This is a genomic window from Pseudomonas sp. MWU16-30317 (genome assembly GCF_020515695.1).
In the GTDB taxonomy this organism is placed as follows: Bacteria; Pseudomonadota; Gammaproteobacteria; order Pseudomonadales; family Pseudomonadaceae; genus Aquipseudomonas.
In genome coordinates, this window is the sequence record NZ_JAIWJA010000007.1 from 29,343 (window position 1) to 55,253 (window position 25,911).

At 63.2% G+C, this 25,911-nt stretch carries 20 protein-coding genes; 9 read left to right on the forward strand and 11 right to left on the reverse strand.

All coding sequences use genetic code 11. The annotated features are described in order from the left end of the window. Positions 1–18: 18 nt before the first annotated feature. From LIX93_RS19355 to LIX93_RS19365, 3 genes are read right to left on the reverse strand one after another with little or no spacing between them, the layout of a single operon-like run. Positions 19–798, reverse strand: coding sequence for an ABC transporter ATP-binding protein (locus LIX93_RS19355; RefSeq protein ID WP_226505674.1), 780 nt, complete (start codon positions 796–798; stop codon positions 19–21). Continuing rightward, a complete protein-coding gene (locus LIX93_RS19360; protein ID WP_226505675.1) occupies positions 792–1,793 on the reverse strand; it encodes an ABC transporter permease subunit in 1,002 nt (333 codons plus the stop codon). Before LIX93_RS19360 ends, LIX93_RS19355 begins: the two co-directional genes overlap by 7 nt. Next, entirely contained in the window at positions 1,780–2,865 is a 1,086-nt protein-coding gene (locus tag LIX93_RS19365) for an ABC transporter substrate-binding protein (RefSeq protein WP_226505676.1), read from the reverse strand. The genes LIX93_RS19360 and LIX93_RS19365 overlap by 14 nt, the downstream gene beginning before the upstream one ends. A 286-nt stretch (positions 2,866–3,151) precedes the next feature. Between LIX93_RS19365 and LIX93_RS19370 the strand changes: the two genes are divergently transcribed. The 3 genes from LIX93_RS19370 (at position 3,152) to LIX93_RS19380 (ending at position 6,723) form a co-directional block, all read left to right on the forward strand. Further along, positions 3,152–4,222 (forward strand): LLM class flavin-dependent oxidoreductase, encoded by a 1,071-nt coding sequence (locus tag LIX93_RS19370; protein WP_226505677.1) that lies wholly within the window; start codon positions 3,152–3,154, stop codon positions 4,220–4,222. A gap of 266 nt (positions 4,223–4,488) precedes the next feature. After that, positions 4,489–5,613: a carbon-nitrogen hydrolase family protein gene (locus LIX93_RS19375; protein WP_226505678.1), complete on the forward strand. Its 1,125-nt coding sequence runs from the start codon at positions 4,489–4,491 to the stop codon at positions 5,611–5,613. A gap of 42 nt (positions 5,614–5,655) precedes the next feature. Then, entirely contained in the window at positions 5,656–6,723 is a 1,068-nt protein-coding gene (locus LIX93_RS19380; RefSeq protein ID WP_226505679.1) for an AraC family transcriptional regulator, read from the forward strand. Here LIX93_RS19380 and LIX93_RS19385 read toward each other — a convergent pair. Next, the gene (locus tag LIX93_RS19385; RefSeq protein ID WP_226505680.1) at positions 6,718–6,921 is read right to left on the reverse strand and encodes a hypothetical protein; all 204 of its coding nucleotides are present in this window, start codon (positions 6,919–6,921) and stop codon (positions 6,718–6,720) included. The genes LIX93_RS19380 and LIX93_RS19385 overlap by 6 nt on opposite strands. 398 nt (positions 6,922–7,319) lie before the next feature. Between LIX93_RS19385 and LIX93_RS19390 the strand changes: the two genes are divergently transcribed. Continuing rightward, positions 7,320–7,571 (forward strand): hypothetical protein, encoded by a 252-nt coding sequence (locus LIX93_RS19390; RefSeq protein WP_226505681.1) that lies wholly within the window; start codon positions 7,320–7,322, stop codon positions 7,569–7,571. A gap of 78 nt (positions 7,572–7,649) precedes the next feature. Here LIX93_RS19390 and ligA read toward each other — a convergent pair whose 3' ends face one another. From ligA to LIX93_RS19410, 4 genes are all read right to left on the reverse strand, one after another. Continuing rightward, positions 7,650–10,004 (reverse strand): NAD-dependent DNA ligase LigA, encoded by a 2,355-nt coding sequence (gene ligA / locus LIX93_RS19395; RefSeq protein WP_226505682.1) that lies wholly within the window; start codon positions 10,002–10,004, stop codon positions 7,650–7,652. A 75-nt stretch (positions 10,005–10,079) separates the two neighbouring features. Then, the gene (gene zipA / locus LIX93_RS19400; protein ID WP_226505683.1) at positions 10,080–10,955 is read right to left on the reverse strand and encodes a cell division protein ZipA; all 876 of its coding nucleotides are present in this window, start codon (positions 10,953–10,955) and stop codon (positions 10,080–10,082) included. 200 nt (positions 10,956–11,155) lie between these two features. Then, positions 11,156–14,734: a chromosome segregation protein SMC gene (smc, locus tag LIX93_RS19405; protein ID WP_226505684.1), complete on the reverse strand. Its 3,579-nt coding sequence runs from the start codon at positions 14,732–14,734 to the stop codon at positions 11,156–11,158. Between the two features lie 2 nt (positions 14,735–14,736). Continuing rightward, positions 14,737–15,396, reverse strand: coding sequence for a GntR family transcriptional regulator (locus LIX93_RS19410; RefSeq protein WP_226505685.1), 660 nt, complete (start codon positions 15,394–15,396; stop codon positions 14,737–14,739). A 266-nt stretch (positions 15,397–15,662) separates the two neighbouring features. On the opposite strand from LIX93_RS19410, the gene xdhA reads away from it, so the two are divergent. The 4 genes from xdhA to guaD all read left to right on the forward strand — a co-directional run bounded on the left by xdhA (position 15,663) and on the right by guaD (position 22,109). Continuing rightward, on the forward strand, positions 15,663–17,117 hold the full coding sequence (xdhA, locus tag LIX93_RS19415; RefSeq protein WP_226505686.1) for a xanthine dehydrogenase small subunit: 1,455 nt from the start codon (positions 15,663–15,665) through the stop codon (positions 17,115–17,117). Then, entirely contained in the window at positions 17,110–19,500 is a 2,391-nt protein-coding gene (gene xdhB / locus LIX93_RS19420) for a xanthine dehydrogenase molybdopterin binding subunit (protein ID WP_226505687.1), read from the forward strand. Before xdhA ends, xdhB begins: the two co-directional genes overlap by 8 nt. A 184-nt stretch (positions 19,501–19,684) precedes the next feature. Beyond that, the gene (xdhC, locus tag LIX93_RS19425) at positions 19,685–20,530 is read left to right on the forward strand and encodes a xanthine dehydrogenase accessory protein XdhC (protein ID WP_226505688.1); all 846 of its coding nucleotides are present in this window, start codon (positions 19,685–19,687) and stop codon (positions 20,528–20,530) included. A gap of 277 nt (positions 20,531–20,807) precedes the next feature. Further along, the gene (gene guaD / locus LIX93_RS19430) at positions 20,808–22,109 is read left to right on the forward strand and encodes a guanine deaminase (RefSeq protein ID WP_226505689.1); all 1,302 of its coding nucleotides are present in this window, start codon (positions 20,808–20,810) and stop codon (positions 22,107–22,109) included. A 186-nt stretch (positions 22,110–22,295) separates the two neighbouring features. On the opposite strand, the gene LIX93_RS19435 is transcribed toward guaD, so the two are convergent. Continuing rightward, a complete protein-coding gene (locus LIX93_RS19435) occupies positions 22,296–23,048 on the reverse strand; it encodes a GntR family transcriptional regulator (protein ID WP_226505690.1) in 753 nt (250 codons plus the stop codon). A 216-nt stretch (positions 23,049–23,264) separates the two neighbouring features. Beyond that, a complete protein-coding gene (locus tag LIX93_RS19440; RefSeq protein WP_226505691.1) occupies positions 23,265–24,761 on the reverse strand; it encodes a YdgA family protein in 1,497 nt (498 codons plus the stop codon). Positions 24,762–24,930: 169 nt separating this feature from the next. On the opposite strand from LIX93_RS19440, the gene LIX93_RS29740 reads away from it, so the two are divergent. Further along, on the forward strand, positions 24,931–25,332 hold the full coding sequence (locus LIX93_RS29740) for an RHS repeat-associated core domain-containing protein (RefSeq protein WP_346015230.1): 402 nt from the start codon (positions 24,931–24,933) through the stop codon (positions 25,330–25,332). Between the two features lie 85 nt (positions 25,333–25,417). On the opposite strand, the gene uraH is transcribed toward LIX93_RS29740, so the two are convergent. After that, positions 25,418–25,771 (reverse strand): hydroxyisourate hydrolase, encoded by a 354-nt coding sequence (gene uraH / locus LIX93_RS19450; RefSeq protein WP_226505692.1) that lies wholly within the window; start codon positions 25,769–25,771, stop codon positions 25,418–25,420. Positions 25,772–25,911: the final 140 nt, after the last annotated feature.

A 25,911-nucleotide genomic window follows, 5' to 3' on the forward strand; every position in this document is an offset into this window, starting at 1 on the left:
CGGGTCGGCCTCTACGAATCATCCCAGCCCCAGCGACGCCAGTATCTGCGTGCGCAACTCCACCAGATACGGATCATCGCGGCGTCGCGGATAGCCCCGCTCCACCACGATCTCGGATTTGACCCGCGCCGGTCGATCGCTGAACACGATGATGCGGTTGGCCATCAGCAACGCTTCTTCGACGTCATGGGTCACCATCAAGGCGGTATAGCCCTGGCGCTGCCACAGCTCGATCAACTCCTTTTGCATGGCGATGCGGGTGAGCGAATCGAGTTTGCCCAGCGGCTCATCGAGGATCAGCAAGCGCGGTTCGTTGACCAGCGCTCGGGCCAGGGCCACGCGCTGCGCCATGCCCCCGGACAACTGCCGTGGCCAGGCGCGGGCGAAGTCGCCCAGATGGACCTTGGCCAATGCCGCGTCCACCCGTTGCTCCTGGCCCTTGAGCACGCCTTGCGCTTGCAGGCCCAGCGCGACGTTATCCCACACGCGCCGCCAGGGGTAGAGGGTCGGGTCCTGGAACACCACCACCCGGCTCGGGTCCGGGGCGGTGATGGGCTGGCCGTCGCCGTTGAGGGTGCCGCGATCGGCCGGTTCGAGCCCGGCCACCAGGCGCAGCAAGGTCGACTTGCCGCACCCCGAAGGCCCGAGCAAGGCGACGAATTCGCCCGGCGCCACGTCGAGGCTGACGTTTTCGAGCACCGGCAACGGGGTGCCGTCGATGTCGAAGGCGTGGCTGAGGTTTTCGATCTGCAGCGCCAGGCCGCAATCATCTGCTGAGGCTTGTGCCAGGGCTACCATTTCACTGCTCCTTTCTGCCAGGCCAATAGCCGGTCACGAATCTTGAACAAGGCCGAGATCAGCCCCGAGCACGCCAGCGCCATCAGCAACAGGGCCGCGTACATGTTGGCGTAGGCCGCCCAGCCTTGAGCCCACTGCAGGTACCAGCCGATGCCGGACTTGACGCCCATCATCTCCGCCACCACCAAGGTCGAGAACGAAGCGCCCAGGCCCATGAACAGGCCGACGAACACATGGGGCAAGGCCGCGGGGATCGCCACGCGAAAGATCAGAAAACCGGGCTTGGCGCCCAGGGTGCGGGCCACGTCATAGTAGGCCTTGTCGACACTGGCCACGCCCGACCAGGTCAGCACCGTGACCGGAAACCAGGTCGCCAGCGCGATCAAGAACACACTGGCGCTCCAGCTGGTCGGGAACAGGAAGAAACACAGCGGCAGCAGCGCCGTCGACGGCACCGGCCCGAGGATGCGCAACACCGGGTGCAGCCAGTAGCCGATCGCCTGCGACCAGCCGATCGATACGCCGGCGATAAACCCGCAGACCGCCCCCAGCAACACACCACTGCCGAGCAACAGGGCGGAGTTCCACAGGCTGTCGAGCAGCCGCGCCCAGTCGTTGAAATACACCGCGATCAATGCCTGGGGCGGCGCGAAGAAAGGCACCGGCAGGCGTCCCGATTTGGCCGTCAGCAATTCCCAGATCGCCAGCCCCACGGCCAGGGCGATCAGCCACGGCGCCAGATGGCGCAAGCGCTTGGCCAGGCGCGGGGTACGGGGCGCCAACAGCGTCAACGCGCCGATGATCACCGCCAGCCCCAGTTCGATATTGGCCAGGCCCACGGTCCACGGCCAGTGGCGCGTGGCGTCGGGATAGAAGCGCGTCAACAGCGCCGCGGCCAACCAGGCCACTACCACCACCGCCGGCAGCCAGCCGACGGGGGTGGACAGGCTGCGCGGCAGGCTGACGCTGTGAGTCAGTTCATCAACTGAAGACATCGGCGGTGATCTCCTTGGCGAACGCGACCGCGTCGGTGCTCGAATCGAACACCTCGACAGTTTTCAGGTCGTTGACGTAGGTGACGATCTCGGTCGACAACGCCTGGCCGACCGCATGATGGCCGTGGGTGTGGTCGTGCATGATTGCCTGCACCTCCGCCGCGTTGGTGTTGAGGGCGAATTTCTCGAAGCCCTTGGCGACCACGTCCGGGTGCTTCACGGAATAGTCGTGGGCCTCAAGAATGGCCTGAGTCAGGGCCGCTGCCGCGCGTTTGTCGCCGCGCACCAGGGTGCCGCTGACGCCGACCACACAGCAGGACAGATTGGCGTATTCCTCGGACAGGTTGCTGGCCAGCTCGTGGGCCTGGCCGCCCTTGATCAGCCGGTACATGAACGGGTCGCTGCCGCTGATCGCTTGCACTTCGCCCTTGTCCAGCGCGGTGCCGAGCAGGTCGGCCGGGTACAGCTTCCATTCCACGTCCTTGACCGGGTCGACGCCGTGGCGCTGCAGCAGGATGGAGAAGAAGTTGCGGTCCGGGGCCGCCATGTCGGTGACGCCAATCGCCTTGCCCTTGAGGTCGGCGAGCGAACCGATCGCGCTGCCGTTGGCGCTGAGCAAGCGCATGCAGCCACCGTGGGTACCGGCGGTGAGCTTGACGTCGAAGCCTTGCTCGAGCGCTTTGAGCCAGCGCAGGGCCATGCCGATGCCGGCGTCGGCCTTGTTGGTGGCGATGGCTTCGAGCAGTACCTCGGTGGAGTTGCCGAAGTTGACGAACTCGACATCCAGGTTGTGCTTGTTGAAGAAGCCTTCGCTGTGGGCGACCACCACCGGGGCCAGGCACACGGCGTTGAGGTTGATGGCCAGCTTGAGTTTTTGTGGCGCATCGAGCTTGATGAATTCGCCGGTGCCGTTCGGCTCTGCGCCGGGGGCCGCGTCACCATGGCCCGCGTGGTCGTGCTCGTCGGCGGCCCAGACGCTGCGAGTCGACAGCAGCAGCGGGCTGGCCAGGGCCACAGCGCCGTAGCCGAGCAGGGTGCGGCGCGACAACGGGTTGATAAGGGTGCGGACCATCGAACATCTCCATATATGACGGGATATGGCTCAATGGCGCCGCTGGTACGGTGGCCCTCAAGCAATTGAATGATTGCTCGCGCGTGGCGAGTCGGCGCCACCTTAGCACCGGCCACCACATACCTTAAATTCATTTTATGCATATCCTAATACGCTAAATATTTAGTAATTACCTTAAAAGAAAATCGAATTTCACAGACGCCGCCGATGCTTCTACTGTCATGGCCATTGCCCGGCGCATGCCTGTGTTGCGCCCTATTCGAAGACAGTTCCCAAGGATTCCAGCATGAGCATCGAATTCATCGGCTACATCGCCGGTCACCATAGCTCCGAAATCCACCCGCAGGTCGGCCCGGTGCTGCAACCCGAGTACGTCGAGAAGGTCGCCCGTGCCCATGAAGAGGCCGGTTTCGACCGCGCCCTGGTGGCCTTCCATTCCAACAGCCCGGACAGCACGCTGATCGCCAGCCACGCGGCCAGCGTCACCAAAAAACTGCAGTTCCTGATCGCCCACCGCCCCGGTTTCGCGGCGCCGACCCTGGCCGCTCGCCAGTTCGCCACCCTGGACACCTTCAATGGCGGGCGCACCGCCGTGCACATCATCACCGGCGGTGACGACAAGGAACTGCGTGGCGACGGCAGTTATATCGGCAAGGACGAGCGCTACGCGCGTACCGATGAGTACCTGACCGTGCTGCGCCAGGAGTGGACCGCCGACAAGCCGTTCGATTTCAAGGGCGAGTACTACCAGTTCGAAGGCGCACACTCGGCGGTCAAGACCGCCAAGCCGATCCCGTTGTATTTCGGTGGCTCGTCGGATGCCGCGATCGCAGTGGCTGGCAAGCACGCTGACGTCTACGCCTTGTGGGGCGAGACTTACGAGCAGGTGCGCGAAGTGGTGGCGCGGGTGCGTGCCGAGGCGGCCAAGCATGGTCGTCAGGTGCGCTTCAGCCTCTCGCTGCGGCCGATTCTGGCGGCGACCGAAGATCAGGCCTGGGCCCGTGCCGAGCGTATTCTGGAGCAGGCCAAGGAAGTAGCCGCGCAAAAAGGCGTGGTGCGCAAGGAGCCGGCCAACGAGGGTTCCAAGCGCTTGCTGGCAGCTGCCGCACAGGGCTCGCGCCTGGACAAACGCTTGTGGACGGGGGTTGCCGGGCTGCTGGGTGCCAAGGGTAACTCGACGTCGTTGGTCGGGACCGCCGAGCAGGTGGCTGAAGCCTTGGTGGATTACTACGATCTGGGGATCACAACCTTTTTGATTCGCGGGTTCGACCCGCTGGAAGATGCCATCGATTATGGCCGCACGTTGATTCCGCTGACGCGGCAGTTGATTGCTCAGCGTGAGGCGCAGGTGGCTTGAGCTGAGACGCCCGGCTTGCCGCGAAGTGTGCAGCGCCTGAACGGGCCTCTTCGCGAGCAAGCTTTGCTCCCACAGGTGTACGCCGCTGGATCTGTCTGCACTGTGGGAGCGAGGTAGCGCGTTCGGCGGCGAAGGGGCCGGACCTGGTTGCACAGCATCTTGCGCTCTTGCGCTTTTGCACGAACGTAAAACCTTCCGCCCAGCCCCCCTTTCCCGTAGTCTCACCGCACCTTCCTTGCGGACCGTGCGGGCATTGTTTCACCACCATGCGTAAATTTCTTTTCTCGCTGCTGATCCTGGCCCTGCTGGCCCTGGCCGGCGCCTACGGGTACTGGGCGGCGCTGCGCCCCAACGGTCATTACCTCTCGGACCTGCGCATCCAGGTCGCCGTCGATCAGGGCACACCCGGCCAGAACGGCAACCTGCTGGGCATCCAGCCCGAACTCTTCCCCGGTGACTATCAGGACCCGGAACGCCTGCGCCGCAAGCTCGAAGCCTATCTGCAGCAAGCCCGCAGCCTGGGCCTGATCAACCCCAAGACAATCGTCATCCTGCCCGAACACATCGGCAGCTGGCTGTGGATCAAAGGCGAAAAGGACGAGGTCTATCAGGCCCGCGGGCGCGACGAGGCCTTCCAGTGGCTGAGCCTCAGCAACCCGGTGCGCTTCGTCAAGGCCTGGCTGAGCGCCCGCAACGGTCATCGCGGGCGCAACGCACGCCTACGCATGAAGGCCGATGAAATGGCCGCTGACTATCAGGCGCTGTTCGGCGGGCTGGCCAAGGAGTTCGGCGTGACCTTGGTGGCCGGCTCGATCGTGCTGCCCACCCCCCATATCGAAAACGGCGTGCTGACGCCCGGCAATGGCTCGCTGTTCAATATCAGCGTGGTGTTCGGCGCCGACGGCGCGCCGTTGGGCGTGCCCACACACCAGGTTTTCCCGGATCGTGACAACCGCCGCCTGGTGGAGCCCGGCGACCCTGGCGACCTTGATGTGGTCGACACCCCGGCCGGGCGCCTGGGTGTGCTGATCGGCACCGACAGCTGGTACCCGGACAACTACCGCCGTTTGCAGGCCAAGGGCGTGCAACTGCTGGCGATACCCGCCTTCGTCGCCGGCCCCGGCCACTGGCAAACGCCCTGGCGCGGCTACGACCTCCATCCGCCGGCGGCGCTGCCGATTCAACCGGGCGAAGTCACTGAGCAGCAAGCCTGGCAACGCCTCACCCAAGCCGGCCTGACGCCAGTGGGCATCAGCGCCGGCCTGAGCGTATTCATGCACGGGCGCTTCTGGGACGTGGTCGCCGAAGGCCAAAGTTTCATCTCGCACAATGGCCAGGCCGAAGAAGCACCGGCCGGCTTTGGTGCGCGCCTGATCAATCTATGGCTGTAGCGAGGAGGCATGCCCCCGAAAAATCCCTCGGTGCCACCCAAAATGACTGACACCCGCCAACCCCTGCCGCTGCGCCTGGGCGATTTGTCCGTAGGCTTTATCCACAGCCTGGCGGCAGCCATTCGCCAACTGCACCAGGACCCGCTGCCGTTGCTGGCGGCGTATGGGCTTGACCCTGAACGCCTGGCCAGCCCCGGCGCGCGGCTGTCGATCCCTCGTTACATGCGCCTGGGCCATGCGGCGATGCAGCTGTGTGCCGAGCCCGCACTGGGGTTGCACATGGGCGCCTGCAGCCGCTTGCCCCACGCCGGGCTGGCCGGGATCACTGCCGCCCAGGCGCCGACCGTGCGCGAAGCGGCGCGGGCGATGATCCGCTTCGAGCCGTTGTATGCCACCAACTACCGCGGCCAGTCGAGCTTAGCTGAAGACGCCGATGGCGCGTGGCTGCGCTTCTATTCCATCAGTCCCTACAACGCCTATAACCGTTTTGTGGTGGACGCGGTACTCAGCGGCTGGCTGGCGCAGCTCTCAAGCGTTGCCGGTGCAGCGGTGCAAGCGCAGCGCCTGGAAATCGAATTCGAGGCCCCCGCCTACGCCGCGTTTTATCAGCCGTTGAGTGTGCAGCCCGTGCAGTTCACCAGCGCCGCTAACCAGCTGCGACTCGATCAGGCCAGCCTTGCCCTGCGCAACCCGGCGCACTGCCCCGGCACCTGGCAGGAGTTGCTCGCGCTGTGCGAACAGGCGCTAACGCAACAGACGCGCACTCGCAGCCTGGGCGAGCGCATCATGCAATTGCTGGGGCCCTTGCTGAGCGGCGGTCGCGAGCCGGATCTGGATGAGGTGGCGGCACGCCTGAAGCTGCCGGTGTGGACGCTGCGGCGCCGGCTGGCCGAGGAAGGCACGCAGTTCCGCGCGATTCTCAATGACACGCGGCGCGACCTGGCCATGACCTATATCCGCGACACGGAATTGGCCTTTGGCGAGATTGCCTATCTGTTGGGGTTTGCTTCAGCGGAGGCGTTTCAACGGGCGTTCAAGCGCTGGTGCGGACAGACCCCCGGGGAGTTTCGGCGCGCGGCGCGCAGTGCCCCCCCTGTAGCCGGGTTATAGCTCGGTGGCGTCGTCGGCGGGTTCCAGCGGATCGGTTTCGGCGGCGCGGTATTCAAGCAGTTCTTCCCAGTAGTCGTCCATGGTGTAGTCCTTTGGCTGTGGTTTGTGGTGCGTGGATTTATTGACCATAGACGGGAAGATAAAGTGCCGTGGTGAAAATTCGATGACGGTCGGGTGCAAGACTGATGACGAGGACAAAGCCCAAGCCACATCTGTGTAGCGAGGGGGCGTTTGCAGGGTGAGGCTGATGGCCTCTTCGCGGGCAGACAGCACAGATGACCGGTGGACATGTGGTATTTGTTGCTAACATCTTGTAGTGATTGCTTGCTTTGCGCGGATACCAAGGACCTCTATAGTCGCCGCCGTCGTTGCCAAATCAACGACCGGATTTCGCAGTCCGTGCATCGCTAGACTTGTCAGCGCCATCTTCGGATGGCGTTGCCGTAAACACGCAATCGCGTTATGGCGGTTGTGAGAGGGACACCTTCGGGTGTGCCGGTTTGCTTGTCGAGCGTGCCCGGTCTGCGAACCCTCTCACAACTGCCACCCATCACCCCTTGCCGATGCGGTGGCACCGTTTGTTTGCATGGAGTGACATGGCTGCCAAATCCCCGCACACCTCTTGCGACACCTCCACCTCTCTCGCCGACCTGCACGAAGACGCCACCTGCCGCGCCCGCGCTGCACGGGACCTGGCGCAACTGCTGACCCGCGCGACTTTTCATGATCTGGATAACCGGGATTTCTTGCGCACCTGTGAGGTGTTCGATTTTCTGCTGGGGGACGTGTGCGTGTCGTTGGCGGCGATGGAGAGGGGGTTGAGTGCTCGGTCCCTCGTCACGCTGTAGACAGGCATTCAAACAATGAGACTGATGGCCTCTTCGCAGGATCTGCCCGCGAAGAGGCCAGTCGAGCATGTCAGATTTCTACGCCGACAAACCCTGCCCTTCAAGGAAGCTGACGAACTGATCCTCATCCAGCACCTTGAGCCCCAGCTCGTTGGCCTTGGCCAGTTTCGAGCCCGCACCAGGGCCGGCCACCACGCAGTGGGTCTTGGCCGACACCGAGCCCGCCACCTTGGCGCCGAGGCTTTCGAGCTTGTCCTTGGCGACGTCGCGGCTCATGCGTTCCAGGCTACCGGTGAGGACCCAGGTCTGGCCGGCCAGCGGCAGGCCTTCAACGACCTTCTTCTCGCTGGCCCAGTGCATGCCGAACGCCAGCAACTGGGCTTCGATGCGCTTGGCGAGGTCGGCATTGGCCTGTTCATTGGCAGTCAAGTAATCCGCCACGGCTTTGGCCGGCTTTTCGTTCAGTGCCTGACGCAGGTCCATGCCATCGGCGGCAAGGATTTTCTCTAAAGAACCGAACTTGTCAGCGAGTTTTTGCGCACCGGTCGGCCCGATCGACGGAATGTGCAGCTTGTCGATCAACCCCGCCAAGGTGGTGCTGGCGGCGAACTCGGCACTCAACTCGCCCTGATCCTGAATCTGCAGTTGGCCAACCAGGGCGTCGATGACGTCCTGGTTATGCGGATCCTGGAAAAACTCATTGATCTCGAATGCCACCTCCAAGCCCACATCCGGCAGGTAGGTCAGCACCTGCGGCATGGCCTGACGGATGCGCTCCAGCGAACCCAAGGAGCGCGCCAGCACCTTGGCGGTCTCTTCGCCCACGTCGGGGATCCCCAGCGCGTAGATGAAGCGGGCCAGACCCGGGCGGCGGGCGGCATCGATAGCGGCGATCAAGTTGCGGCTGGAGACTTCGGCAAACCCTTCCAGCTCCACCACCTGCTCGAAGGTCAACTTGAACAGATCGGCCGGCGAGCCCACGAGGTTTTCATCCACCAACTGCTCGACGATCTTTTCGCCCAGCCCATCGATGTCCATGGCGCGGCGCGACACAAAGTGCGAGATCGCCTGCTTGAGCTGCGCGGCGCAGGCCAGGCGACCGGTGCAACGGTACACCGCGCCGGCGCTGACGGTTTCCTTGCCCTTGCTGCGCTTGACCAGCAGCGTCGGCTCGACCGGCGAGCCGCACACTGGGCATTGCTCTGGGATGTGCACCTCGCGGGCATCTGCCGGGCGACGTTCGAGGACCACTTGCATGACCTGCGGGATGACGTCGCCAGCGCGGCGGATGATCACCGTGTCGCCGATCTTGACCCCCAGGCGGGCGATTTCGCCCATGTTGTGCAAGGTGGCGTTGGACACGGTGACGCCCGCCACCTTGACCGGCTTGAGCCGCGCCACCGGGGTGACGGCGCCGGTGCGGCCGACCTGGAACTCGACGTCGAGCACCTCAGTGAGCTCTTCCATGGCCGGGAACTTGTGGGCGATGGCCCAGCGCGGTTCGCGGGCGCGAAAGCCCAATTCGCGTTGCGCGGCAATGCTGTTGACCTTGAACACCACACCGTCGATTTCATAGGTCAGGGCGCTGCGGCGCGTGCCGATGTCACGGTAGTAGTCCAGGCAGTCTTCGATGCTCTTGGCCACCTTCAGCTCGCGGCTGATGGGCATTCCCCACTGCTGCAACTGCTTGAGGTTGTCGATGTGGGTGCTGGCGATGTCCGCCGTTACCTGGCCGAGGCCGTAGCAGCAGAATTCCAGCGGGCGGCTGGCGGTGATCTTCGAATCCAGCTGGCGCAGGCTGCCGGCGGCGGCGTTACGCGGGTTGGCGAAGGTCTTGCCACCGAGCTCGGCCTGGCTCTGGTTGAGGCGCTCGAAGCCGGCCTTGGACATGAACACTTCGCCGCGCACTTCGAGCAGCGCCGGCCAGCCGCTGCCCTTGAGCTTGAGCGGGATGTTGCGCACGGTGCGCACGTTGACGCTGATGTCTTCGCCAGTGGTGCCGTCGCCCCGGGTAGCACCGCGCACCAGTTGGCCGTCCTGGTACAGCAGGCTGACCGCCAGGCCGTCGAGTTTGGGTTCGCAGCTGTATTCCAGGGTGCGGGCGAACAGGTCGCCGGTGGGCTGGTCGAGGCCTTCATGGACACGGCGGTCGAACTCGCGCAGGTCGTCGTCTTCAAAGGCGTTGCCGAGGCTGAGCATGGGGATTTCGTGGCGCACCTGGCTGAACGCCGTGAGCGCGGCATTGCCGACGCGCTGGGTGGGCGAATCGGGGGTCACCAGCTGTGGGTGCTCAGCTTCGAGAGCCTTGAGTTCGCGGAACAGGCGGTCGTATTCGGCATCCGGAATGCTCGGTTCGTCGAGCACGTGGTAGCGGTAGTTGTGCTCGTCGAGTTCGGTGCGCAGTTCAAGGATGCGGGTTTGGGCAGCGTTCATGGGGGCTCTCGTAATGCAAGAGAGCAGCCTGGGCTGCTCTCTGGTTGGTTCTGGTGTCGCCGCTGAGGCGTTGCCTCAGCGTTTCTGGGTCAGGGCGCGACGTTCGAATTCGACGATGCGTTGACGGTAGTGTTCGATGGTCTGCGCGGTCAGCACGCTGCGCTGGTCATCCTTGAGCTCGCCGTCCAGCTCGAAAGCCAGCTTGCGGGCGGCGGCGACCATCACGTCGAACGCCTGCTTGGGATGACGCGGGCCCGGCAAGCCGAGGAAGAAGCTCACCGCGCGGGTACTGAAGTGGTCGATGTCGTCGAGATCGAACACCCCTGGTTTGACCGCGTTGGCCATCGAGAACAGCACTTCACCGTTGCCGGCCATGCTCTCATGGCGGTGGAAGATGTCCATCTCGCCGAAGCGCAGGCCGCTTTCCAGAATGTTCTGCAGCAGCGCCGGGCCCTTGAAGCCGCTTTCACTACGGGAGATCACACTGATCACCAGTACTTCTTCGACCGGCGGCAGGTCCGCAGCTTCGCTATTGCCATTGCCATTGCCATTGCCATTGAAGGGAGGCACCGGGCTATCGTCCGGGAAGTCGTTGTCGCGGCTGCTGAAGCTCGGCTCGCCGAGATCGAGCTTGAGGTTCATGTCGGGGGCCTGCGGTTCGCTTTGGCGCTTGGCGCGCTTGGGCGTTTCGCGGCTCTCGCGGGCCGGGGCCGACATTGAAGGCAAGTCGTGCTCATCGAGTTCCGGCTCGCGCGGCTCGTCGAGCACGCGTGAGGGGCCCAGGACTTCTGGACTGCTGTCGTCATCCGGTAAATTGGAGAGACTGCGGTCGAGCCTGAATTTGAGCTTGCCTTTTTTGCTGCCGCGCATCCGGCGCCAGCCGTCAAAAAGGATACCGGCGATGACTATGACGCCGATAACGATCAGCCATTCGCGCAGACCGAATTCCATGTAATCCCGTGCCTCTAATAAAAAATGCTGAAAAACAAGGGTTTAAACCCCTTTAAAACGTGGCGCCAAGCCTATGTTCTGACAGGCGTTTTCCCACGCACGAAATATTTAGCTAAAACTAGCACGACCTGTGTCAACTTTACACCGTCTGTCGCACCTGGCTGCTACAAAGCGGGCTTTTAGCGTCAAAAACTGCCGATTCAGGCGTCGACCAAGGCCATTGCCTCTTCGACGTCCACGGCGACGAGTCGCGAACAGCCCGGTTCGTGCATCGTTACCCCCATCAGTTGATCGGCCATTTCCATGGCGATCTTGTTGTGGGTGATATAGATGAACTGGACCGTTTGCGACATCTCCTTGACCAGCCGCGCATAGCGCCCCACGTTGGCATCGTCCAGCGGCGCGTCGACCTCGTCGAGCATGCAGAAGGGCGCCGGATTGAGCTGGAAAATCGAAAAAACCAGGGCCAATGCCGTCAACGCCTTTTCGCCACCGGAGAGCAAATGGATGGTGCTGTTCTTCTTGCCGGGCGGACGGGCCATGATTGTGACCCCTGTATCGAGTAAATCTTCGCCCGTCAGTTCCAAATAAGCGCTGCCACCGCCAAAAACTTTCGGAAAAAGCGCCTGCAGGCCGCCATTGACCTTGTCGAAGGTGTCCTTGAAGCGGTTGCGGGTTTCCTTGTCGATCTTGCGGATGACGTTTTCGAGGGTTTCGAGGGCTTCCACCAAGTCGGCATTCTGCGCGTCGAGGTAACGTTTGCGTTCCGATTGCTGCTGGTATTCGTCGATGGCCGCGAGATTGATGGCGCCCAGGCGCTGGATGCGCCCGTTGATGCTTTCGAGCTCTTGCTCGGCGTCCTTTTCGTTGGCCGAGTCCTGCAGGGTGGCGATCACGCCGTGCAAGTCGTAGCCGTCAGCCAGCAGTTGGTCCTGCAAGGCGGTGCGGCGCACACTCAGGGCTTGCCACTCCATGCGCTGCTGCTCCATCTGGCCGCGGATCAGCTGCGATTGCTGCTCGGCCTGGGTGCGGCGTTTTTCGGCCTCACGCAGTTCGCGGTCGGCATCTTCAAGGGCGTTCTTGGCGATGCGCATTTCATCGTCGACGGCCATGCGCCGCTCGAGCAGCTCTTCGAGCTTGAGGCGCAGTTCTTCGAGCGGCGCCTCGCCCTCCTCCAGGCCCAGGTTGAGCTGCTCGAAGCGCTCGGTCAGACGCTCCGATTGCTGCTCCAAGCGTTCCAGCGCCTGGCGTGTGGAGGCGTGTTGGGCACGCAACGAGCCCAGGCGCAGGGCCAGTTGGTGGGCGTTGTCCTTGTGCTGACGCGCGTCCTGGCGGACCCGGTCGAGGCGCTCGCGCAGGCTGTCGCGCTGGGCCAGCAGCAGTTCGCGTTGTTCGGTGTCCAGGGCCATGGCGTCGAGGGAGTCCTGCAGGTGCAGGCGCGACTCGCCGACGGATTCGGTTTCCAGCGCGCGCTGCTCGGCCAGTTCGGCGAGTTCTTCGTCGAGGCGACGGCGGCGCAGGGTCAGTTGCTCGGCCTTGGCCTTGCTGGCGGACAGCTGGGCCTTGAGCTCGCCTTGGTGGCGGGCTTGTTCCTGCAATTGGCGGCGGGTCTGCTCGCGGCTTTGTTCGTCCTGTTGCTGTTGCTCGCGCAGTTGTTGCAACTGCTCGTCGAGGGTCGCCAGGGCGGCTTCGCGCAGTTCGCGATCGGCCTCGGCGTCTTTGAGTTCCTGGGCACGGGCGAGTACACCGCTGTGGGCGTCGCTGGCACGGGATACCCGCAGGAAGTGGCGGCCAACCCAGTAGCCGTCGCGGCTGATGAGGCTTTGGCCTTCTTGCAGACGGGTGCGTGCGGCCAGTGCGTCGTCGAGGGTTTCGACGGGGATGATGTTCGCCAGCCACGGGGCCAGATCGACTGAACTTTCGACCTTATCGAGCAGGCGCTCTCGGCCCCCTTCGCGGGCAAGCCTTGCTCCCACAGGATCTGCGTTCCCTTGTGGGAATTTTGCTGGGTCAGCATCCGCGCGCCCTTGTGGGAGCGAGGCTTGCCCGCGAAGGGGCCCGCCAACAAGGCGCAAATCCCCCTGTTCAAACCCGGCCAGCTCCAGCCCGGCAAAGTCATCCACCAACACCGCCTGCAGATCGGCGCCCATCACCGTCTCTACCGCCAGCTCCCAGCCCGCCTCGACGCGCAATCCTTCGGCCAGCCGCGGGCGCTGATCCAGGCCCTGCTCGCGCAGCCACTCGGCCGTCCCGGTGCCTGGATCGAGCGCCGCCTGCTGCAAGGCCTCCAACGAGGCCAACCGGCCATTGAGGCGCTGCAACTCGCCTTGCGCCTGTTGCTGATCGCGGGTCGCGGATTGCAGTTGCTGGCGCGTCTGCTCCAGACGCTCACCCTGCTGCTCATCGGTGAGTTGCAGCTCTTCGAGCAGCAGGTCGGTACTGGCCAGCTGTTCGCTCAGTTCGAGAATGGCCGCGTCTTCCGGGTCGGCAGCCAGCAGCGCCAGCTCCTCGCCAAGGCGGCGCTGACGCTCAGCCAGGCGCTCCATCGATTGCTCGAGCTGCTGGATACGTGCCTGCAGCACCTCGGCCTGACGGCGCGGCTCGGCGGAACGGGTATTGAAGCTGTCCCACTGCTCCTGCCAGCCGTGCATGCCCAGCTCGGACTCTTCCAGGGCAGCGGCGGCCTCTTCGGCGGCGGCGCTGGTCAGCTCTTGCTCGGGCTCGAGCATTTCCAGCTCTTCGCCCAGGGTCGCCAGCAAGGTGCGGTCGTGGCCCAGGTGCGACTCGGTCTCCTGCCGCGCCTGCTCGGCCTCGCGCAAATCGTCCTGCAACTGGCGCAGGCGTTGCTGGCCGTGCTGAATGCTCTGCTCGACCCGGGCAATATCGCCACCCACGGAATAGAAGCGCCCCTGCACCAGATTGAAGCGCTCGGACAGGTCGTGGTGCCCGTCGCGCAGGCGCTCGATGCTGGCATCGGCATTGCGCTGCTCGGCCACCAGCGACTCGAAACTGACCTCCTGGTTGCCGATCACCCCTTCGCGCTGGCTGACCTGCTCGTTCAGTGCCTGCCAGCGCAACGCCGACAGCTGCGCCTTGAGGTGGCGCTCCTCGGCCTTGTACTGCTGATACTTTTCTGCGGCCTGGGCCTGACGCTGCAAACGTTCGAGCTGGCGTTCGAGTTCTTCGCGCAGGTCGGTGAGGCGTTCGAGGTTTTCAAAGGTGCGGCGGATGCGGGTTTCAGTCTCGCGCCGACGCTCCTTGTACTTGGAGATGCCGGCGGCTTCTTCGATGAAGTTGCGCAGGTCCTCGGGGCGCGCCTCGATCAGCTTGGAGATCATCCCCTGCTCGATGATCGAGTAGCTGCGCGGGCCCAGGCCGGTGCCGAGGAAGATATCGGTGATGTCCCGGCGGCGGCATTTGGTGCCGTTGAGGTAATAGGTATTCGCCGCGTCGCGGGTGACCTTGCGGCGGATGGAAATCTCCGCGTAGGCCGCGTATTCGCCCACCAGCGTGCTGTCGCTGTTGTCGAAAATCAGCTCGATACTGGCCTGGCTGACCGGCTTGCGGCTGGTGGAGCCGTTGAAGATGACGTCGGTCATCGACTCGCCGCGCAGATTTTTGGCCGAGCTCTCGCCCATCACCCAGCGCACGGCGTCGATGATGTTGGATTTGCCGCAGCCATTGGGGCCGACCACTGCCGCCATGTTGCTGGGGAAGTTGACGGTGGTAGGGTCGACGAACGACTTGAACCCGGCCAGCTTGATCGATTTGAGCCGCACGGTCAGCCGGCCTTGAGGGCGGACAGCACCAACTGGCAGCTGCGCGCGCCATACTCGGTAAGTACCGCACGCACGCGCACTGGGTCACGGGCCACCACAGCGGCAAGCAGCTCGCCGAACAGCGCCAGGTATTCGTTCATCGAGGCCTTGCGCTGTTCGAGGGCCAGGTAATAGTTGCGGCTCATGGCGGGTTGCAGGTTCTCGACGGTTTCTTGCAGATAGGGGTTGTCGGCGAACGAGAACGCCGCGCGCATGACATTGAAGCTGTCGTCGACGAACGCGGTGATATCGCGACGCGCCTCGGCATCCTCGAGGCGCTGCTGGATCACCAGGAACGGCGCGAGGTCGGCTTCGACCTTCCAGCGCTGGGCCACGGCGATGCCGAGCAGGATGTACATTTCGCTCATCAGGCTGCACAGACTCTGCACCTTGTGGGCGCTGAGTTCGCTGACCTGGGCGCCACGGCGCGGGGAAATCACGATCAGGTGCCGGCGCTGCAGGATCAGCAACGCCTCGCGCACCGAGCCACGGCTGACATTGAGAGCCTGCGTGACCTTTTGTTCCTGTATGCGCTCGCCGGGTTTGAGCTCGCCGCGAATGATGCGCTCGGCCAGGTAATGGGCAATCTGCTCGGAAAGGCTGTCCGGTGCCTTGAACGTCATGGCTATCCTTCATCAATCAGTCAACGGTGCAAGGGGCGCAGTGTACCGCAATTGCTGGCCATAAGCGGAGTGTGGGTTGGCATGGAATAAGCAGGTCGAAGCGGATATGCCTGCGCCTGTGGGAGCGGGCTCTGGCCACCAATGAGGGCCATGGAGTGATATCTTGACCCGAAAGTCAGAAAATAATTGACCACTGTTACTGCAGCTGTCTAAATTCCGCTCTAGCAGCGGTCCATACTAAAAAGCAGCGCGCACGAGGCCCTACCGTGATCCAGTTTCTTCTCAACCAGCAATTGCGCAGCGAGCACGCGCTGGACCCCAACATGACGGTGCTGGAGTACTTGCGCGAGCATCTGCACAAGCCCGGCACCAAAGAAGGCTGCGCCAGCGGTGACTGTGGCGCCTGTACCGTGGTAGTCGGCGAGCTGGACATCAACGCCGAGGGCCGCGAGCACATCCGTTATCGCAGCCTCAATTCGTGCCTGACGTTCGTGGCGGCCCTGCACGGCAAGCAACTGCTCAGCGTTGAAGACCTCAAACATCAGGGGCAACTGCACAGCGTGCAGCAGGCCATGGTCGACTGCCACGGCTCACAGTGCGGTTTCTGCACGCCGGGCTTCGTCATGTCACTGTTCGCCCTGCAGAAGAACAGCGACGGCGCCGACTTGCATCAGGCGCAGGAGGCTCTGGCCGGCAACCTGTGCCGCTGCACCGGCTACCGGCCGATCCTCGCCGCTGCCGAGCAAGTCTGCTGCCAGGCGCAGCCGGACCAGTTCGATGCCCGCGAGGCCAGCACCATCGCCCAGCTCAAGGCCATCGCGCCCAAGGCCACCGCCGAACTGGCAGATGCCGACAAACGCTGCCTGCTGCCGCTGACCGTGGCCGATCTCGCCGAGCTGTACGCCCAGCAGCCCGATGCTCGGCTGTTGGCCGGCGGCACCGATCTGGCGTTGGAAGTGACCCAGTTCCATCGCCCGCTACCGGTAATGATCTACGTCGGCAACGTCGCCGAGATGAAGCGCATCGACACCTTCGCCGATCGCCTGGAAATCGGCGCCGCGACGCCGCTGACCGATTGCTACGCGGCGCTGGCTGCGGAGTACCCGGACTTCGGCGCCCTGCTGCACCGCTTCGCCTCCCTGCAGATCCGCAACCAGGGCACCCTGGGCGGCAATATCGGCAATGCCTCGCCCATCGGCGACTCGCCGCCGCTGCTGATCGCTCTCGGCGCGCAGGTGGTGCTGCGCCAAGGCCTCAGCACTCGCACCCTGCCCTTGCAGGACTATTTCATCGACTACCGGGTGACCGTGCGCCAGCCCGGCGAATTCATCGAAAAGATCATCGTGCCGCGTGCCGACACGGCCTGGCGTTTCCGTGCCTACAAACTGTCGAAACGCCTGGACGACGACATTTCGGCGGTGTGTGCGGCGTTCAATCTGCGCGTCGAGCAGGGGCTGGTGGTTGAGGCGCGCCTGGCGTTCGGCGGGATGGCGGCGATTCCCAAGCGGGCGCGAGCCGCCGAGGCGGCGCTGATCGGTCAGCCGTGGACAGCGGCCACTGTCGAAGCCGCCAGCGCCGCGCTGGCCGATGACTTCACACCGCTGTCGGACTTTCGCGCCAGCAAGGAATACCGCCTGCTGAGCGCGCAGAACCTGCTGCGCAAATACTTCGTCGAGCTCAATACGCCGCACATAGAAACCCGGGTGACCGCCTATGTCTAACCCCCACGTCATCAAGACTCAGGAAGAAATGGCCACGCTGTTCGCCCAGGGCCTGAACACTGGCGTCGGCCGCAGCGTCAAGCACGACAGCGCCGACAAGCACGTGACCGGCGAGGCGATCTACATCGACGATCGGCTGGAATTCCCCAACCAGCTGCATGTGTACGCGCGGCTGTCCGACCGTGCCCACGCGCGCATCCTCAGCATCGACACAGCGCCCTGCTACGCCATCGAGGGCGTGCGCATCGCCATTACCCACGAGGACATCCCCGGCCTCAAGGACATCGGCCCGCTGCTGCCCGGCGACCCGCTGCTGGCGATCGACACCGTGCAGTTCGTTGGTCAGCCGGTGCTCGCCGTCGCCGCCTGCGACCTCGACACCGCGCGCCGTGCAGCCATGGCGGCGGTCATCGAGTATGAAGACCTGGAGCCGGTGCTGGACGTGGTCGAGGCGCTGCGCAAACGCCACTTCGTGCTCGACAGTCATACCCATCAACGCGGCGATTCGGCGGGTGCCCTGGCCACCGCCACGCATCGCCTGCAGGGCAACCTGCACATCGGCGGTCAGGAGCACTTCTATCTGGAGACGCAGATTTCCTCAGTGATGCCCAGCGAAGACGGCGGCATGATCGTTTACTGCTCAACGCAAAACCCCACCGAAATCCAGAAGCTGGTGGCCGAAGTGCTGGCCGTGCCGATGAACAAGGTGGTGGTCGACATGCGCCGCATGGGCGGTGGCTTTGGCGGCAAGGAAACCCAGGCCGCCAGCCCCGCCTGCCTGTGTGCGGTGATCGCGCGCCTGACCGGGCAACCGACCAAGATGCGCCTGCCGCGGGTCGAAGACATGCTGATGACCGGCAAGCGCCATCCGTTCTATATCGAATACGACGTGGGCTTTGACGACAGCGGCCGCCTGCATGGCATCGCTCTGGATCTGGCCGGCAACTGCGGCTGCTCGCCGGATCTGTCGGCGTCGATCGTCGACCGCGCGATGTTCCATGCCGACAACGCCTATTATCTGGGCGACGCGACCATCAACGGCCATCGCTGCAAGACCCACACGGCATCCAATACCGCCTACCGCGGCTTCGGCGGCCCGCAAGGGATGGTCGCCATCGAAGAGGTGATGGACCGCATCGCTCGTCATCTGGGCGTCGATCCGCTGCAGGTGCGCAAGGCCAACTACTACGGCAAGACCGAGCGCAACGTCACCCACTATCACCAGACCGTTGAACACAACCTGCTCGAAGAGATGACCGCAGACCTCGAGGCCAGCAGCGACTACCACCAGCGCCGCGAATCGATCCGCCAATACAACGCCCACAGCCCGATCCTCAAGAAGGGCCTGGCGCTGACGCCGGTCAAGTTCGGTATCTCGTTTACCGCCAGTTTTCTCAACCAGGCCGGTGCGCTGATTCATATCTATACCGATGGCAGCATTCATCTCAATCATGGCGGGACCGAGATGGGCCAGGGCCTGAACGTCAAGGTCGCGCAGGTGGTGGCCGAGGTGTTTCAGGTCGATATCGAGCGCATCCAGATCACCGCCACCAACACCGACAAGGTGCCGAACACCTCGCCCACCGCCGCCTCCAGCGGTGCCGATCTGAACGGCAAGGCCGCGCAGAATGCCGCGCAAACGCTCAAGCAGCGGCTGGTGGAGTTCGCCGCGCGACATTACCGCGTCAGCGAAGAGGACGTGGAATTTCGCAACGGTCATGTGCGTGTGCGCGAAGAGCTGTTGAGCTTCGAGACCCTGGTGCAGCAGGCGTATTTCGCGCAGGTGTCGTTGTCGAGCACCGGCTTCTACAAGACCCCGAAGATTTTCTACGATCGCTCCCAGGCCCGCGGTCGGCCGTTCTATTACTTCGCTTATGGCGCGGCGTGCGCCGAGGTGATCGTCGATACCCTGACGGGCGAGTACAAGATGCTGCGCACCGACATCCTTCACGATGTGGGCGCCTCGTTGAACCCGGCGATCGATATCGGCCAGGTCGAAGGCGGCTTCATCCAGGGCATGGGCTGGCTGACCACCGAAGAGCTGGTATGGAACAGCAAGGGCAAGCTGATGACCAGCGGCCCGGCCAGCTACAAGATCCCGGCGGTGGCGGACATGCCTATCGACCTGCGCGTGACTTTGGTGGAGAACCGCAAGAACCCCGAGGACACGGTGTTCCATTCCAAAGCCGTGGGTGAGCCGCCATTCATGCTGGGTATCGCCGCCTGGTGCGCGATCAAGGATGCGGTGGCGAGCCTTGGGGATTATCGTCTGCAGCCTGATATCGACGCCCCGGCAACGCCCGAGCGGGTGTTGTGGGGGTGTGAGCAGATGCGCCGGGCGCAGGCTGGGGCGAGTGTGCCGGCTGCGGTGGAGGTGGTTTGATGGGCTGGCAACTAGCAGGGTGTGCGGTGGGTGCAGGGGTTATCCGGATGCATCGGCGCAGGCTGGGTCGGGCTTTTGGTGGGCAAGCCTTGCTCCCACAGTGCACACAGCGCCAGCGGCGTATATCTGTGGGCGCAGGGCTTGCCCGCGAAGGGGCCCGCAAGCACACCGAGGAATCCAAACCATGAACAACTGGATCAGCGCCCTCGCCGACCTGCAAGCCCAGGGCGAACCGTGCGTGTTGGTGACCATCATCGAGGAGCTCGGCTCGACGCCGCGTAATGCCGGTTCGAAGATGGTCGTCAGCGCGCGGCAGCTGTTCGACACCATCGGCGGCGGTCACCTGGAATACGAGGCCATGCGCATCGCCCGCGAGATGCTCGCCAACGCCAGCCAGGGCCCGCACCTGCAGCGCTTCAGCCTCGGCGCCAGCCTGGGCCAGTGCTGCGGCGGCGCCACGGTATTGCTGTTCGAACCGATGGCAGCGGTGCAGGCGCAAATCGCCGTGTTCGGGGCCGGCCATGTCGGCCGCGCCTTGGTGCCACTGCTCGCCAGCCTGCCGTGCCGGGTACGCTGGATCGATTCGCGCGAGCAGGAATTTCCCGACCAGATCCCGGCCGGGGTGCACAAAATAGTGGCCGAGGAGCCTGTGGAGGAAGTCGACGAGCTGCCAGCGGGCAGCTATTGCATCGTCATGACCCACAATCATCAACTCGATCTGGAACTGAGCGCAGCGATCCTGGCGCGTAACGACTTCACCTGGTTCGGCCTGATCGGCTCGAAAACCAAACGCGCCAAGTTCGAACATCGGCTGCGCGATCGCGGTTTTGCGCCGGCGGTGCTGCAGCGGATGCGCTGCCCGATGGGGCTGGCCGAGGTCAAGGGCAAGCTGCCGATCGAAATTGCAGTGTCGATCGCGGCGGAGATCATCGCGACGTATAACGCCAATTTTGGTACCACCCGCGTGCGTAGCGGCGAGCCCGTGGCGCAGTTGCTGCCGGTATCGCGACGCGCCCAGGTCAGGCCTTGAGCGATGCGTCGATGCCGATGGCCTCTTCGCGGGCAAGCCTTGCTCCTACAGGTGCAGGGCCATAGCCTGTGGCGCTATGACTGCTGGTGTCGCAACGCGGTCAGGTCAGGCTTGAGTAATGCATCGATGCGGATGGCCTCTTCGCGGGCAAGCCTTGCTCCTACAGTGCAAGCAGGTCTACTGCCGCACACCTGTGGGAGCAGGGCTTGCCCGCGAAAGGGCCCGCAAGACCACCCCAATCCATTTTTTCACCAAGCCATCTGCGTGAGACCCGACCATGAGCTCTACCCGTACCGCCTACCGCGCCGCCATCCTGCACAGCATCGCCGACCCGGCCGAGGTCGGCATCGAGGCGTCCTATGAATATTTCGCCGATGGCGTGCTGCTGGTCGAAGACGATCTGATCAAGGCGGTCGGCCCCGCCCAAACACTACTGCCGACCCTGGGCGACGTCGAACTGATCGAGTACGAAAACGCCCTGATCACCCCCGGCTTCATCGACACTCACATCCATTTTCCGCAGACGGGCATGGTCGGCGCCTACGGCGAGCAATTGCTGGACTGGCTCAACAACTACACCTTCCCCTGCGAAAGCCAGTTCGGCGACAAGGCCCACGCCGACCAGGTGGCCGAGATCTTCCTCGCCGAACTGCTGCGCAACGGCACCACCACCGCGTTGGTGTTCGCCAGCATGCATCCCGAGTCGGTCGACGCCTTGTTCGAAGCCGCCGAGCGTCTGAACCTGCGGCTGATCACCGGCAAAGTGATGATGGACCGCAACGCCCCCGACTACCTGACCGACACCGCCGACAGCAGCTATGCCGAGAGCAAGGCGCTGATCGAGCGCTGGCATGGCAAGGGCCGCCTGCACTACGCGGTGACGCCGCGTTTCGCGCCCACCAGCACCCCGGAACAGCTCAGCCTGGCCGGGCAACTGCTGAGCGAGCACGAGGGCCTGTACATGCAGACCCACATCAGCGAGAACGTCAAGGAAGTGGAATGGGTCAAGGCGCTGTTCCCGGAGCGCAAGAACTACCTGGACGTCTATGACCACTATCAGTTGCTAGGCGAGCGCTCGGTGCTGGCCCATGGCGTGCATTTGTGTGACGACGAATGCGCACGGCTGGCCGAAACCGGTTCGGCGATCGCCTTCTGCCCGACCTCGAACCTGTTCCTGGGCAGTGGCCTGTTCAACCTGGCTCAGGCCGAGCGTTTCAAGGTCAACGTCGGCTTGGGCACGGATGTCGGCGGCGGCACCAGCTTTTCGCTGCTGCAAACCCTTAACGAGGCCTACAAGGTGATGCAGTTGCAGGGTGAGAAGCTCAGCCCGTTCAAGTCGCTGTATCTGGCGACCCTGGGCGGCGCGCGGGCGCTGCGCCTCGAAGAGCGTATCGGCACGTTGCAGCCCGGCAGCGATGCGGACTTCGTGGTGCTGGACTACAAGGCGACGCCGCTGCTGGACTACCGCATCAGCCAGTCGAAGAGCTTCGAGGAGACGTTGTTCGTGCTGATGACGCTGGGGGACGACCGCACGGTGGCGCAGACCTACGCGGCGGGGCGGTTGGTGCATCAACGGTAGATCGAGATGTGAGGTGCTACTGAGGGCCCCTTCGCAGGCAAGCCTTGCTCCCACAGTGTAAAGAGGTCTATCGGCGTACATCTGTGAGAGCAAGCCTTGCTCCCACAGTGTAAAGAGGTCTATCGGCGTACATCTGTGGGAGCAAGGCTTGCCCGCGAAGAGGCCAGTGCAAGCAACCGAAAAAGATCAGGCCTTGACCGCACTCTTGCCACCCAACAAATGCGAAAACACCGCGTGCAGATCGTCCGATGCATTGTCCGGATCGAGGTTGAGCTTGTCGTCGATGTGATCCATGTGGTGCATCATCAACTCCACCGCCAGCACCGCGTCCCGGGCCTCGATCGCATCGATCAACTGGGTGTGTTCATCGTAGGAGCAGTGCGAGCGATTGCCGCTTTCGTATTGAGCGATGATCAATGAAGTCTGCGACACCAGGCTGCGCTGAAAACTGATCAGCGGGGTGTTGCGGGCGGCCTCGGCCAGCTTGAGGTGAAACTCGCCAGACAAACGAATCCCGGCCCCACGGTCACCACGGGCAAAACTGTCGCGCTCGTCATTGACCATCTGCCGCAACTCGGCCAACTCTTCGGCGCCCGCATGTTGCACCGCCAACTCGGTGATCGCCCGCTCGACCAGGCGCCGGGCGAAGAACACCTGCCGTGCATCCTCGACACTAGGGCTGGCCACCACGGCACCGCGATTGGGCCGCAGCAGCACCACACCTTCATGCCCCAGGCGCGAGAGCGCGCGGCGAATGATGGTGCGGCTGACGTCGAAGATTTCCCCCAGCGCTTCTTCGCTGAGCTTGGTGCCTGGCGCCAGCCGCTGCTCCAGAATCGCCTCGAAGATATGCGCGTAGACGCGGTCGTCCTGGGTGCCCGTGCGGGCAGTCTTGGCGGTGCCTACGGGTTTTTTGAGGGAGGGCAGCTGATCGTTCATGGCGACTCGAAGGCGAAGCTCGGGTGAGGCCGCGATTGTACACAATAGCTCCAAGGCGTGACTATCGCGCCACGCCTTGTGCAATCAGTGCAGGCCTCTTCGCGGCAAGCCTTGCTCCCACTGGTGTACAGTTCTGACCCTACACACACTATGGGAGCAGCTACCTGTGGGAGCAAGGCTTGCCCGCGAAGAGGCCCTCAAGGCCGCCCGAATGAATCAGCGCTGCCCCAGCCCGAAGCGCCCCAGCACACTGGCCAGGAACTGTGGCCCGGTCATGCGTTGACCATTGAAATCGACCATGCCGGCTTCGTAGTGCAGCTGCGAAGTGACGTTATCGCCATCGGCCTTGCCCAGTTGCAGCATCACCGCCATGCCGCTGACCATATCGCTGACGTTCTTGCCATTCTGCGCGATCGCCGCTGGGTCGGTAATGCCCTGGATATTGGCCTGCGCCACGCCCAGGTCATTGAGCATGGCCTTGCTCAACGACACCTTGGCGTCCACTGCGCCCAACAGGTTGGCGCCAAAGGTCGGAGCCACGGCGGTACCGCTCAACGGCACTGGCGCCAGGTCGATTGCCAGGCTCATCTGCCCGAGGCCATTGGCCGTCTTGAGCGACAGGTCCTGCAGCTCGATATGCGGCTTGGCGGCGAGCAGCTTGGTGATATCGCCTTTCATGGCCTGCTCGTCGGCATCGCTGAGCTGCAACTTGAACGGAATACCCGCCGCTGCGGCGGCTTGCTGCTGCGGCGCGACTTTGGTCTGAAACAGCTGGTACAGCGATTTGCTCGCCGCGGCATCGAACTGACCGAACTTGAACAGCGAGCGTAACTGCCCCAACGGCTTGCCACCCAGGGTAATGCTGTCGACGTTGTAGCTCATTTCGCCGCCCAGCATGCCTTGCGCTTCCTGCGCCATAGAGGTGGTCGTCATGCCCTGCAGCTCGAACGGCAATACGTCCGGTAGTTGCACCGTCACCAGCCCGACCTTGGCATCGTTGTGGCCCAGGTAGAAGCCGGACTGGCCACGGGTGCCGCCGAGGTTGAAGCTCAGGTCCTTGAGCTGCATGTGCACGGGGCGGCCCTGATCGTCCGTGCCCTGCACCTGCAGATCGGCTGCCAGGCCATTGACCGCGTAATTGTCGGCGTTGGCGCCTGCCGACACATCTGCCTTGAGCCCGGAGAAGGTGAACGTGCCTTTGTCGGATTTCATTTCCAACGGTGCGAAATTCAGCGTGCCGCTGCTGTCGCCACCGTAGTGAATGCTGATATGGGCGCTCAACGGCACCGGATCCTTGCTGACGGCAAACCATTGTGCCGTGGACGGGCCAGGCTCCAGCGCCAGATTACTGGTGGCCATTACCGGCAGCAGATTGAGGCTTTTGAGACGCGACGCGGGCAGCGGGCCATGCTCGATATGATCGACGAACAACAGTTCGACCGGCTGGCCATCATCGCCAAGACCTTTGCCATGCACTTGCAAGCGGTAGTGCGCAGTGCTGCTGAACAGGTGACGCTCCAGCGAAAGCAATTCGAGGTGCATGACCGCCTTGCCGTCCGGCCCGACCATATTGGTGTCGAACTGCTGGTTGGCGTTGGCCACGCCGGTGTTCAACACGCCTTCAAGTTGCGTGCCGGTGTACCAGGCGCCTGCTGTCGCCAGTGCACCGATTACCACGACTACGCCCGCTACAATGCTTACTGCTTTTTTCATGAGTCGACTCGACGAGTTCCGTTCGATTGGGGAGTTTTTGTGGGGTGGGAGGGTAGCACAGCCGCAAAGCCTGCCACGAGTCGCGGGGGGTGGTGGACCTAGCAGATCTGCCAGCTACGCCGCTAAGCGAGGCTGCGCCACGCTAGTCGACATTTTCGAGGACTCCCCCATGACTGGACATCAACAAGCCGCACACACGACTGCCTTGCTGTGCACCGATGCGCAACGTTCAGTTGCCAGAGTGACCACTGAGACAGCTTGGCGTAACTATTTTCCTTTCGGTCACCACGCCAATGACCCATCGACCTCAAGTGGTTTCAATGGCGAACATATCGATCCGCTGACAGGCCACTACTGGCTGGGTAATGGTTACAGAGTATTCAATACAGCAATCGCTCGATTTCAGAGTCCTGATTCGCTGAGCCCTTTCGGAGAAGGAGGGCTGAACAGCTATGTGTATTGTGCTGCAGACCCTGTAAATAAAGCCGATCCCACCGGACATCGTCCAGTCAATCTGCTCAAGACTCCAAAGCGCTTCATGGCTAAATCAATACCGCGAAGCCCTCGCTAAGATACTCCGCTAAATAATCTATCGGCTCGCCTAAAGCTCAATCAGGCCACCTACGCAACAGCAGTCTAGGAACTGCAACCTGAGATCAACTCCCCCGATAAGTCGAATAACTGTACGGCGACACCAACAACGGCACATGGTAATGATCCTGTGCTTCATCGATCCCGAAGCGCAGCACTACCACATCGAGAAATGCCGGATCAGCGAGCACCGTGCCCCGCGCCCGGTAGTAATCCCCTACCGCAAACTGCAACTGATACACACCGCTGCGGTACGCCTCACCCTGCAACACCGGCTGATCACAGCGGCCATCGCTGTTGGTCACGACGCTGTTGAGCAGGATCAACGCCTGGCCCTCGACTCGATACAACTCGACGGCGATCTGACTGCCGGGGCAGCCGTGGGCGGCGTCCAGCACGTGGGTGGTGATCTTGCCCATGGAGGGTGTCCTTTTTCGGTAGCCGAAAGGCCGAAGGGGTGGTGTAGCCTGAAAACGTCAGGCCTGAGGAATTTGCGACACTCAGGTTACAAAATCAATCCTTAGTTGTATACAATCTAAAAATCGCGGCCTGATCGAAG